Consider the following 12,268-nt stretch of genomic DNA (forward strand, 5'->3'; position numbering starts at 1 on the left):
AATTCTATAGTTTAGGCTGACGTTGGCTATGCCCTTACGTACCTAAAACTGCCCTGCTCTTAGCGGCCCAATCGAATCATCAATTGGGCCGCTAAGGGCAGGGCAGTTAAACCTAATTAAGCAGGCAGGAAAACTCGCCTTACTTCAGGAAAACCTCGTCGTTATCGGTTAAAAACATCCGGGTGCTTTCAGTATACGTACCACCGGTTGGCACCTTATATTTCAGGTCGACATAAAACGCCCGGAAGCCCGATGCGGGGTAGGCTTCACTGACCGAAATGGTGGCTTTGTTCTTTATACCCAGGGGTTTAGCTTCCCACTTTTCGTCCTGAAAAATCATGTCTGTCGAATTGGCCGACCAGACCGTTACGTCCTCCAGCTTATCGGAAGTCGTTTTTATGGTAATGTCAACGCCTTTCTTCGTGGTCGATACGCTCCATTGACAGGCTGGATAGGGCTGCTTGGTTAACGTGTTTCCAAAAAAAGCGCTCAGAGCCTCCAGCGCCTGCCGTTTGTCGCCCAGGTCATGTCCCACATTAGGCACGTAGTGAATGAAGTTTTCGCCCGGAATCTGGCCAATGTAATGCTTCACGGCATCGACTGTCCAGTATTCATCGTTGGTGCCCATGAACAGCATTTTCGGCATAGTTAACTTTTTTCGGTACGAATACGGATCGATCATTTCATTGATGGCCGTGCCTTCCTTCGTATGGGCGGTCTGGGGGATGCCCAGCTTTACGTAGTCGTCAATCTGTTCGCTGTATTTATGCCAGATCTTCATCTGATAATCCAGGTTGACCGGCATGTTCAGAATGTCAATAACCATCGGAGCAATGGCCACGGCCCGTTTGTCGCTGGCGCCCGTCAGCCAGGTGGTCCAGCCGCGCTTGGAAGCACCCGAAACCACAAAGTTTTTAACTTCTTTATTGAGTTTCTCTTTGGCTAGTGCCTGCACCGCGTCCATTGCCCGAACGGCACTTTTTACCATCGGGAAAAGCAGCGGCCATGAATAATCGCCATCTTTTTTGAACTGATGCAGCGTATAGGAAATCAGCGCATCTTCGGTCAGATTATCGTATAAAGGTTGATTGGGCGTCTGACGGAGAACAGCCACGATGGCATTGTTTTTTGTGGCTACGGTGCTGATCGCCCGGTTGAATCCATCTTCCCGTTTGTTCCAGTTTGGTTCGCCATCTTTAACTGACCCGCCGGTAATGAACAGCAGGGCACCCTCGTATTTCACGTCTTTCGGAACCAGCACCGTCAGTTGGTGCTTCCAGGTATATTCCCGCCATTTCTGGGAGGTCAGCAAGACTTCGTAGGCCGTGATGTCTCCGTAGCTATACGTGTCTTTCACTTCCCATTTGAAGGTCTGATCGCCGTTGTGAAGGTAGCTGTCCAGCGCCGTCGACGGTGTGATTCCATCGACGGGTTTGGGTACATCGAACGAGAATAGCGCACTGACACTGATAAGCGCAACAAGGGCAAGGGTTTTCAGTAGGTACTTTTTCATTGATTGTTGGAGGTTTGGTCCATGTTACGTTAAGGCTTTTTATAGCCATCCGCTTTGGGTGATTCGTTAATTAATTTCAGGGCTTCGTTCATGTAAATTTCGGCGGTGTTTTCGCCCAGGCTGGTCCGGCTGACATAGTCATAGCGCTTGAAACTGTTGAAGTCTTCTTTGGTTAGCATGTAGCCAAACGCGTCGTTGGTCAGACCGAATAACAAGGGGACGCTGGCGTGCATGTGTCGCTTGAGGTAGAAGCCAATATTCGGTAACGCTTCGCCCGGAATGGTCAGTAGCTGCGCGGTGCCCACGTTGAGCAGATTGACCTGGGCCACCACCTTGTCGCCGGGCGCTACGTCATATTTGAGCGGTGAGTTCTTGACGATGTACTTCATCACCTCCGATTCAATCGGGAACGTAACGGTTCGGGCCGTGCAGAAAAGCGTCGGACTGGATTGCGCTTCGGCCGGGCTCACAATACGGAGTGCTTCATCGGCCAGTAACTCCCCGATTCGGATGCATTCGTCCCACGTATTGACTTCCTTCGCGTTCTCCCGCCGGTTGTCGGCTGTTACCATACCGCCCTGCGCACCGTTGACGAACATGGCCACACCCCCCACTTTCGACTCGATTCGGTCATAGAGTGGACCGCATAAATCGGGGCTAAGGATGCCTCGGCCCGAGCCAATTACCTCTGGATGAATTGCGTAGTTAACTAACGTAGCAATGGGTTTTCCGGCATTCGTCCCGGTTGTGGCGATAGCCTGAATGACCCCGCAGCGCGGGTCGTATAAGTCAGGCGCGTAGTAATTGTAGGCAATCTGGCCTTTTGCCTCACCAACCGCAATTTTCAGCGAAGCCGGACTTAATTTTGACACCGCTTCATTAACCGCATCGGCGATGGCCTGCACACATTTGTCCAGGTAGGAGAGGTCCGCAAAGGATTCGCCTTTCTCATTCGGGAACCCGTACGCATCGGGGCCGCTGTGCGTATGTGTGCAGCCAATCAGGATATTCTGGGGCGGAATTCCCTTGATAAGTGCTCTCGATTTATTGCCCAGCACCGATGGCCAGCCCAGATTATCGACGCTGACGATGGCCACACGAGTGCCTCCTTTTTCGAACACACAGGCTCTGACAAACAGATCTCCTTTTTTCTCGACCGCTTTTTTAGGTGTCCCAATTCCTCCCGAAACAGGCAACAACGGATTCGGCGTGATAAGCCGGACGGCGGCTCCCGCTTTAAAATCCTGCGCATTTGCCGGGACGAATAACCACAAGAAGGCGAATAGAGAAAGGAGGGTTTTCATATGTATGATTGTCTGGTTTAGGGTATTGAGTTTACGGAGGCTGGCGCGAAAGCAACTCTAGCGTCAGCCTCCGTAAACTCAATACCCTAAACCGAATACCTATCACCAGGGCTTGCCTGTTCCCTGAACCAGCCACTGTTTTGACCAGGCGCTGTTTTTGCCGTCGGACTGTGAGTTGGCGGTCGTTTCGAGTTTTTCAATAGCTACTCCGGCATTAGTTTTGTTCAGGTTTAACTCATCCCGCATGTAATAAAATCGAAGCGGTAGCGCTTTTCGCTTGGCCACCGGACCCGCCGTTAGCGCAGGCAAACCCGTCCGGCGATAATCGAACCAGGCTTCGGTGGCGCTGGTCCAGCTGGCAATCCATTTTTGCCCGATAAGTTGCGCCAGCGTTCCGTCATAAGCAACCCCTTTCTGGGCAATGAACGTAGCATAACTGCTGGCCAGGCCCCAGGCAGTGAGGGAGGCCTTAACCCCTGCTTCATAGCGCGTTTTTGCATCACCGGCCACCCATCCTTTCTGTGCTGCTTCGGCCAGAATAAACTGAACTTCGGCCGCCGACATCAGCCGGGCTTTTAACAGCGGTCCTTTGGCCTGCATATACATTTCATTCAGATACGAAACGTGCGGATTATAAGACGTTTGGCCCGGCGTTGGATTGAAATTATAGCCCGACGGTAACTGCGACCCACTCGGGGGCAACCCCACGTAATTCGGGTCGGTGTCGATAGGTGTCGTTCCTACTTTGTCGGGGGAGAGGTACCGGACGCCGTTGGTGATTTTATCCGTGCCAGCGGGTAAGGTAGCGTCAACTTTCAAGGGAATCTCTACCTTCTTGGCCCAAATGGCCAGCCGTGGATCGCTCGTTGCTTGCATGGGCTTGAGCAGCGTGCTACACATTTTTACCCGCCGATAATTGCTGCCACTCACATCAAACACGGTGTTAGACGGCCAGGCGTCGTTGGTATTATTACCCACATAGGCCATCGTCGCATCGACAGACGCATCGTCGATAATGGGGTATTGAGCAGGGGTGGCCACAATTTTCTCGATCCCCGCTTTGGCTACGTCGGGCTGTTTGGCCGAGATCCGCATCAGATACCGCAGCTTCAACGAGTTCGCGAGTTTTTGCCATTTCGTCGGGTCGCCGGCGTAGTATAGGTCGGCGCTTTCCAGAATACTTGAGTAGGACGTTTTGGGCTTCGATAGCAACGTATTGGCTTTCTCCAGATCGGCCAGAATGCCCGCATAAATAGTTTCCTGACTGTCATATTTCGGTGAGATAAAGTCCGTTCCTCCCTGTTCGCCCTTCAGCGCGTTGGTATACGGGGCATCCCCCCATAAATCGGTAATCAGGCCAAACAGCATGGATTTCATGACCAGCGCCACGCCCTGTTGAAATTCCATGTTCAGCGCTACCGCCCGCTGATAGACCAGATCGTTGTTTCGCAACTGGTTATAATAGTCGGTCCAGCTTTGGTCGCCACCCCAGTCGTAGTCGTTGTGCCCACTAAACCAGGCGTCTTTCTGGGTGTGCTGTACCACACCGGCAATATCCTGAAAGCCGAGGTTTGTGTAGAGCTTGGCTGTTTCCGACAGTACAGTTGGCATGACCAGATTCGGATTTACCGTCTCGGGCTGAACGCCGTTGGGGTTTATGTTTAACTGACTCAGGTCTTTACAGGAAAAACAGAAAGCCAGAAACAGAACGAGTAAGGCCGTATTTCGAAGAGATAACATGTTCATGACTGAAAAATTTTCGAAGTTTTTAGAGACTATCTGAAAATTATATTTTTACAAATTTGAAAACCGACCCGTCGGACCGCCCCTAGATCCCCTGAAGGACGGTCGGCCGCTGCCGGACTTAATTCACTCACACACCAAGTCCCCTTCAGGAGATTTAGGGGGCGGTCCGACGGGTCGGTTTTCAAATTTTTTTTCTTAAAACGTAAGGCCAAGTCTGAAACCAACCGGGATAGTCCAGGGTGTTACGTTATAGCGCTCGATTCCCTGTTTGAACTGCGTACCCGCCTGCGCACCTGCCTGCGGCTGGAAAGCCATTTCAGGATCGACGTTGATTTTGGCCGCCGTCCACAGAATGATGTTGCGACTGTAGACCGAGAACGTAGCGTTCTGCAAGCCAATGGACTTCACGAATTTGGCGGGTATGTCATAGCCCAGCGAAATCTCCCGGAGTTTAACGAACGAGGCATCAAACGTAGCGGCTCGCGTGAAGTCCCAGGGGTAATTGTCGCCGTAGGGAATGATTTTGGTGCCTGTTCCACCCAGATTTTCGGTATACCCGGTCAGGTTGCCCTGTGCGTCATATTGGCCGATAACGCCTGGGTTGAATACGCCATATGGATAAGTCTTTCCCCCAAATTCAAACGGATACCCACCATAAGCGGCCGTTGGACCACCCACAATCGGAAAGAAGTTGCCGTGAATTTTGATGTACTGATCCTGATTCTCGACCAGCCAGTTACGTAGTGCATCGCCTGTTCGGCCATCCGGATTGATCAGGTTGTCCAGAAACCGCTGCGAACGTAGATCCGACTCCATGTAGCGGTACGTCTGTGAGACGAAATCACCACCCGACCGCCAGTCGAGGGAGAAGTTAAGGGTGAAACCTTTATACGAAAGCGAGCTTTGGGCACCCAGGATAAAGTTCGGGTTGAAATTCCCGATTTTATTCTTACTCGTCGTAGCACTCTTACTCTGCCACGAACCATCATTGTCCAGAATTGGGTACCCGTAGTAAGGTGATTTCTGGTCGGTTACGGTGATAATCTCTGAATCGTAAATGTCGCCCACTTTATCGCCTACATAGGTCCAGGCCCCCCCTTTCGCATCCGTCCATAGAGTGTAAAACGGTATCCCTTCGGCCAGTTCCTTAATCCGGGTCGTATTCTTGGTGAAATTCGTGGTCAAATCCCAGCGCAGACCGCCTTTGTCAATAATTGTACCCCCAAGCGAGAGTTCAACCCCGCGACTTTCGAGCAGACCCGCGTTGATATTTTTGGTGGTAAAGCCAGACGACGGGGCAATCTGTGAAGGCAGAATCTGGTTTCGGTTGTCTGACATGTAGTACGTTCCCGAAAACCGGAGTCGATTCCGGAACATGTTGTAGTCGATACCCACTTCGTAGGACGTAGCAATTTCGGGTTTCAGATCAGGCAACAAAATGCTTCCCGATTTGCTCAGGCGCGTCACGCCATTCCAGGCACCGGCATCGGCCAGGGTAGGAAACAGGCTATACGGACTGGCATCGTTACCCACCTGCGCAGCCCCGGCCCGCACTTTAAACAGATCGACGCTGCCAGGCATGTGCATGATTTCGTTGAGCAGCACACTCAACGACGCCGATGGATAGAAGTAAGACCGATTGTTGGCCGGTAACGTACTCGACCAGTCGTTTCGAGCCGTCAGGTCCAGGTAAATCATGTCTTTGAAGCCAAAATTGGCGGTGGCATACGCGCTGTATATGGCCTTCTTGTACAGATAATTGCTGTAATTAATGTTTGTAGTCGCAATATTTTGAATGGTAAACAGTCCAGGAATAATCAGGCCCGCCTTGTCTTTGCTACTGGTATTAATATCTGTTGATTGAGAATACCGGTTATTTCCTCCGGCCGAAACCACCACGCTCAAGGCGTTGAACCGCTTGGTATACGTAGCGAGGAAATCGGCGTTACGTTCGTAGCGTTTCAGGTTGATCAGCCCGTAAGCACCGTTCGGCTCGCCGGTGTAACTCTTGGCAATTTTTGTCTCCCGCTGCTCCGTATACGTATCCAGGGCGTAGCGACCCATCAGTTTAATGTCGGGCGTAATCTGCCATTCGGCTCTCATGTTGCCGAACAGTCGATCCCGCACAAAGCTGTTGTTCACCTCGTAGGCCAGAAAGTACGGGTTGTTGTAGTTACCAATGCTTTGTGATTTCTGTTGTATTCCTTCTTTACCCGGCACCCAGTAATCGCGCAGGTCATTGATGTTGATGTGCGAGCCAACGGCATAGGCCCATTGCAGCGGGTTGGTGCCTCGTTCGCCAGCGGGTCGGTTGTTGGAATTATTCCGGCTGAAATCCAGATTCGTACTCAACGTCAGCTTGTTATTGACCCGCACATTCGTGCTGATGGCCAGCGTGTTTTTGAACAGATCCGAATTGGGAACAATACCCCGGCTGCTCATATTGGAGTACGAAAGCCGATACGTTATTTTGTCCGAATTGTTTGAGATCGATACGCCGTTGGTGCTGGTAATCCCTGTTCTGACAAAGTCCTTAATGTTGTTGGGGTGCGAAACGAGCGGGGTTGGAATCTGCTTCCCATCGGCACCAACGGGGCTATTCCACTGAATCGCGTTGTATCCTTTGTCTAATTCCGGCCCCACACCTCCCGCCGAACTTTCGTCAATTTGCAGAATCCCACCCGGATAGGGGTTTGCTGTGGGCGTGAACGGAAGAATTCCCGTGGCAAATCCGGTCGACATTTTTAAATATTTATAGGGCTGATCAAACACTGTGTTCGACGTTACCGAAACCGTCATTTTCTGTGACTTCGAACCGCTTTTTGTGGTAATCAGCACGACGCCATTCCCCGCCCGTGACCCGTATAGAGCAGCTGCGCTTGGTCCTTTTAGAATGGATATGTTCTCGACATCTTCGGGGTTGATGTCGGAAATGGCGTTGCCGTAATCGACGCGGTTATCGCTACCTATCTGACTGACGTTATTCAGCGTATTAGCTATGGGAACGCCATCGACGACGAATAAGGGCTGATTATCGGTATTGAGTGATTTTGCTCCCCGAATGATCATACTAACCGACGAACCCGATGGCCCCGTCGAACTGATCTGAACACCCGGTACGCGGCCTGCCAGTGAGTTCAGTACGTTCTCCTGCGCCACCCGGCTCAGGTCTTTTCCCTGCACTTCGCCCACTGAATAGCCCAGCGAACGCGCTTCCCGCTTGATACCCAGGGCCGTAACAACCACTTCGCCCAGCACCTCGTTGTTTTCGACTAACTCGACATTGATAACGGACTGATTCCCGACCGTAACTTCCTGGGTTTTGTGCCCGATGAAGGAGAATACCAGGACCGCATTGCTGTTGTTTACGGAGATGGAGTAATTGCCTTTCTGATCGGTGACCGATCCAATCTGGGTACCTTTGATCAGGATGTTGGCTCCCGCAATAGGCTGACTATTTGTGGCTAACGTAACGGTACCGGTTATGGTTTTGGCCGGGTTTCCTTTAGCCAGCGCGTCTGCAAAGCAAACTCCCACCAGTATGGCGATGGTCAGAGAATGCCTTAGAATCAACTGAAAAGTAGAAATTGGTTTCATGCGTGTTCAGTTATAAGGGGTTCAATAAATTCACAGGATAAAATCACTACGTATCGGTCAGAAAATCCGGCTGAGTACCGGTTTCTAGCGGCTACTCCACTTGCTTATCGGGGTCAGGCTTGTGGTCATTTTGACGGATCAGTTCGTTGAAATAAGCCTCCAGTACGTCAGAATAGGCCCTACTGGCGTCGTCATTATGCAGACCTCTTAAAAATTCATCAAGTTCTGCCCGCGACAGGTTGTTGTTGAGTAGTTGCTCAATTAGATAGCTACTGTCATGATTTGACATTGTATCACATCCGTTAGCCCGTTTGCCTATAGTACTGGCAATGCCCGCTAAAGGACTAGTCAAAAACACTTATTTTTTATGAGAAGCTGTCGGACCGCCCCTAAATCCCCTGAAGGGGACTTTTTTTACGCTCGAACAAAGTCCCCTTCAGGGGATTTAGGGGCGGTCCGACGGGTCGGCTCTCAGACCAAGCAAGAAATAATTTCCAGACAGTTTATAAGGTCACTAAAGGAGGGCGAAATCGAGTTTTTCCCGCAGCACCTGTTTGGCTTTTACGAGCTGATTTTTAACCGTATTTTTTGAAATCCTCAGTAGCTCAGCTATTTCCTGATAGGATTTTCCGCCCTCTATGTTCAGGAGAAGGATGACTTTCCGTTTATCGGACAGCGAATCAATCGCCGTCTGGAGTAAGGTAAGCCGGGCTTCCTGATCGTCGGCTTCTTCTTCGTGGACGCTTTGCATCCGATCCAGGTAGCGCTGTTTGAGAAGCTGACTCTTTTCGACCTGCTTCAGGTAGTCGAAGGCCATGTTTCTCAGGCAGGTAAATAAATAGGAGCTAAAATTCAGGCTCGGATTAATGGACGTACGACGTTCCCAGATTTTTATGAATACGTCATGGACCATGTTTTCTGCCTCCTCCTGATCTTTCAACAGATACAGGCAGAACTTAAAAGCGGGCGTTCGGTAATGCCGATATAATGTCGCAAAAGCCGCCTGGTCACCCTGAATTACATCGCCAAGAATGCTTTCAATTGAGTAGTTGATGGTCATAAACAGGAAGAGTTAAGTGTACGGTCTGTAATGTTTTGCCAAACCACCAGAAAATTGTGAAATAGAATGGTTTGGTGAATTTTTGTTAATTATTTAAGTTGAATGCCCAAATATTATTTGGATAATAATGGCAAAAGGATGTATTGTTATTTGGTAACAAATCCTTTACATTCTCTTAACAAAAGCTGGATAATCCAAATAAAATTTGGATTTGCGTTGAGTATGAGGCAAATATAGAGCAGGAGGATTTAATTAATTTTCGCACTTTGCGTAAAATAACCCTCTATTTGCGCAACCGCCTGTAGATTTTACACAGGGGTAATAGTGGGTACCTGCCGTCTGGTGTTTATTTCTCAGTGTCAACGCTTTAGGCGTTAGGCTGCTCAACAGGTCTTTACGGGTACTTGCCTGTAAGTAATTCCGCTGCGAAGCTGTCTAAAACCCAAAATCCCCTGAAAGAGACTTTCCTTACACTCGAACAAAGTTCCCTTTGAGGAATTTGAGAGGGTCAGACAACTTTTGACAATGGCATGTGTAGCAGAGAAACCTAAAATTTGCCGGTTGGGAAATAGCCTTATACAGCTGTCAGGCAGTATATCAAGTGAATCTCACGAATAAAGCAGGCTATGTCTGCTCGAACTGACACCATTCTCGTATCATGCAAAGACTCTGCTCAGTAGCTGTTTTAGCTGCCTTTCTTATTTTATTGTCGCTTGATTACCCGGTATCCGCTCAGTCGGTTTATGCTGATAAGCCGTATGGTCAGATGTATAGTGTTAAATATTATGCTGGAAAAGCAGCCGGTCTCTCCGGGCTAAGTTGTGATCGAAACGGAGTGATTCAGGTAATGTCGGCCGATGGTTTACTCCATCCACACGGCGGCCAGTTTCTGTCGCCCGGTACGTTGCAACCCGACCGAACGTATCGACCAATGACCGATATGAAACTGGCGGCTATGGCTACGTATGGTCAGCAACTGGTTTACCTCGATAACCGGGCGGTGTTGAGCAATGCCTGGGCGGGAAAACTGTTCATCGAACATCAGCTTCCCAGGGCGCGACTTTTTGCCGGTGGCGCTAATTTTACGTTCCTCGTTTCGGATGGAAAAACCCTTCACCTGGTCAAAGAGGCCGCCCTGTTGTGGAAAGGAGCCGTGCCGGACGATGAGGTGATTGGCATGCGGTATCAGCCCGCTGCTGACCAGTTCTGGATACTGGGCAAAAAATCGTTGTATACGCTTTCGGGCAAGGACTATAAATTGGCAAAGGTGTTTGAGGGGGCCAGCTTCACGTCGTTTGATTTGACCAGCCAGGCGCAGAAAGTGATTATTGGTACGAATGACGGCTACATTGAATTCGACCCGGTCAGCAAAAAACAGCTTGGCGCCATTCACAAAAAACTACCCTGGACCGACATCACAACCGTAGCCGACGTGAATGGAAAGCTCTGGTTTGGCTCGGCCAAAGGGGCCTTTTCACTACGTCCCGACGGCAAATTCGATTACTACAACGGTGAACGCTGGTTGCCGGGCGACAACGTAACGCAGATTATCGCCGGTCCAGCAAACAGCGTGTTGATCCTGACGACGGCTGGGCTGGCCGAAATCGTTACGAAGCCGATGACGCTTCACGAAAAAGCCATGTTTTACGACAAACAGGTTCGGAGTCGGCACATACGCAACGGATTCAATGCGTCGCTGGAGCGGATGGAAAACGGTAATCTGGTAACGGGTTATCTGGATGACTCAGATAATGATGGCTTGTGGACGTCCATGTATCTGGCGGGTGAGGTGTTCCGCTATGCGGTTACGAAAGACAAAGACGCGCTGCAAAACTGCCGGGAATCGCTCGATGCCATGGAGCGGCTCTATACCGTAACGCCCGTGCCGGGTTTTCCGGCCCGATCGTTTGAACGATCGGGCCTCATGGCGCAGCTCCACGATGTGGACCGCTGGCAACATTCGCCCCAACCCGGTTGGGACTGGAAATCGACGACCAGCAGTGACGAAGTGATCGGGCACGTTTTCGCGTTCGGAGCCATGGCCGAATTAGTGGACGACAACGTCATGCAACGTCGGGCCATTACGCTTATCGATACGCTCATGAGCCACATTATCAGCCACGATCTGTATTTAATAGACTTCGATGGCAGACCCACCATGTGGGGAAAATGGAATCCGGCCTACGTGAATGCGTTCCCGATCAACGTGGGTGACCGCAAGCTGAACTCCTCGAATATCGTGGCCATGCTTCAGACAGCGTATCATTTTACCAAAAAGGAAAAATACAGGAAGAAAGCCCTGGAGCTACTGCAAAAGCATGGCTATCTGGAAAACCTGATGCGCCCCATGAGCGTGATCGGAAAAGCGCCCGAAGATGCCGATGAGCACAGTAAACACATGTCGGATGGCTGGAATCACTCCGACGACGAGATGTATTTTGTGGGCTATTGGGGCCTGTATCGCTACGCGCTGACCGATGCCCTCAAGGCTGATTTCAAAAAAGCTATCATCGACCACTGGGAAATCGAGCGGCCCGAAAAGGAGGGAGCCTGGAATATTTTCACGGCGCTGACCGGCACGAAAACCTTCGATCTGAACGAAGCCGTCTGGTATTTGCGGGAATTTCCACTTGACCTCATCGACTGGGAAATCCGAAACAGCCACCGTAAAGACATCGAAATGCTGCCTGATAATTTTCGGAAACAAACGACCAAAGAAGTCCTGTCTCCCGCCGAGCGGCCCATTCAACGGCACAATGGGAATACGTTTAGTCTGGACCGTAATCGTGGCAACGGCCAATCGGAGCACAGCGCGGGCGACATCTGGTTACTTCCCTACTGGATGGGCCGGTATCTGGGCGTGATTAGTGCGCCGATTGGGCTAAAGAGTGAAAGCGCGCAAGAGTGAAAGCGCGTGGTACGTTTACGCCACTAACCGACTCCCATCAGCCGAATTTCGGCGTACTTGCTTGATTGAAATAATTATGATACCAGCCGTTCTCAAAAGGTTTGAAAAGCGTTCACTGCTGTGTAAAACGCTTTTTCACT

At 50.5% G+C, this 12,268-nt stretch carries 7 protein-coding genes; 1 reads left to right on the forward strand and 6 read right to left on the reverse strand.

Annotation, left to right across the window (positions count from 1 at the left end):
• Nucleotides 1–139: 139 nt before the first annotated feature.
• The 6 genes from ACYVEA_RS11495 to ACYVEA_RS11520 all read right to left on the reverse strand — a co-directional run bounded on the left by ACYVEA_RS11495 (nt 140) and on the right by ACYVEA_RS11520 (nt 9,220).
• Nucleotides 140–1,513 carry a PhoPQ-activated pathogenicity-related family protein gene (locus tag ACYVEA_RS11495; protein ID WP_461113565.1) on the reverse strand — a complete coding sequence of 458 codons (1,374 nt, stop codon included), beginning with the start codon at nt 1,511–1,513 and terminating at the stop codon, nt 140–142.
• 29 nt (nt 1,514–1,542) lie between these two features.
• Complete coding sequence (locus ACYVEA_RS11500; protein WP_461113566.1) at nt 1,543–2,817, reverse strand: hypothetical protein; 1,275 nt, start codon at nt 2,815–2,817, stop codon at nt 1,543–1,545.
• 102 nt (nt 2,818–2,919) lie between these two features.
• The gene (locus ACYVEA_RS11505) at nt 2,920–4,563 is read right to left on the reverse strand and encodes a SusD/RagB family nutrient-binding outer membrane lipoprotein (protein WP_461113567.1); all 1,644 of its coding nucleotides are present in this window, start codon (nt 4,561–4,563) and stop codon (nt 2,920–2,922) included.
• Nucleotides 4,564–4,758: 195 nt separating this feature from the next.
• Nucleotides 4,759–8,160, reverse strand: coding sequence for a SusC/RagA family TonB-linked outer membrane protein (locus ACYVEA_RS11510; RefSeq protein ID WP_461113568.1), 3,402 nt, complete (start codon nt 8,158–8,160; stop codon nt 4,759–4,761).
• Nucleotides 8,161–8,251: 91 nt separating this feature from the next.
• Complete coding sequence (locus tag ACYVEA_RS11515) at nt 8,252–8,449, reverse strand: hypothetical protein (RefSeq protein ID WP_461113569.1); 198 nt, start codon at nt 8,447–8,449, stop codon at nt 8,252–8,254.
• A 225-nt stretch (nt 8,450–8,674) separates the two neighbouring features.
• Complete coding sequence (locus ACYVEA_RS11520) at nt 8,675–9,220, reverse strand: RNA polymerase sigma factor (RefSeq protein WP_461113570.1); 546 nt, start codon at nt 9,218–9,220, stop codon at nt 8,675–8,677.
• Between the two features lie 658 nt (nt 9,221–9,878).
• Here ACYVEA_RS11520 and ACYVEA_RS11525 point away from each other — a divergent pair.
• The gene (locus tag ACYVEA_RS11525; RefSeq protein WP_461113571.1) at nt 9,879–12,128 is read left to right on the forward strand and encodes a hypothetical protein; all 2,250 of its coding nucleotides are present in this window, start codon (nt 9,879–9,881) and stop codon (nt 12,126–12,128) included.
• Nucleotides 12,129–12,268 lie beyond the last annotated feature (140 nt).

This window comes from Spirosoma jeollabukense, assembly GCF_054777855.1.

What these genes read in the sequence shown, in the direction of transcription:
- ACYVEA_RS11495 (WP_461113565.1), bottom strand. Translation starts at nt 1,513, where the DNA reads ATGAAAAAGTACCTACTGAAAACCCTTGCCCTTGTTGCGCTTATCAGT.
- ACYVEA_RS11500 (WP_461113566.1), bottom strand. Translation starts at nt 2,817, where the DNA reads ATGAAAACCCTCCTTTCTCTATTCGCCTTCTTGTGGTTATTCGTCCCG.
- ACYVEA_RS11505 (WP_461113567.1), bottom strand. Translation starts at nt 4,563, where the DNA reads ATGAACATGTTATCTCTTCGAAATACGGCCTTACTCGTTCTGTTTCTG.
- ACYVEA_RS11510 (WP_461113568.1), bottom strand. Translation starts at nt 8,160, where the DNA reads ATGAAACCAATTTCTACTTTTCAGTTGATTCTAAGGCATTCTCTGACC.
- ACYVEA_RS11515 (WP_461113569.1), bottom strand. Translation starts at nt 8,449, where the DNA reads ATGTCAAATCATGACAGTAGCTATCTAATTGAGCAACTACTCAACAAC.
- ACYVEA_RS11520 (WP_461113570.1), bottom strand. Translation starts at nt 9,220, where the DNA reads ATGACCATCAACTACTCAATTGAAAGCATTCTTGGCGATGTAATTCAG.
- ACYVEA_RS11525 (WP_461113571.1), top strand. Translation starts at nt 9,879, where the DNA reads ATGCAAAGACTCTGCTCAGTAGCTGTTTTAGCTGCCTTTCTTATTTTA.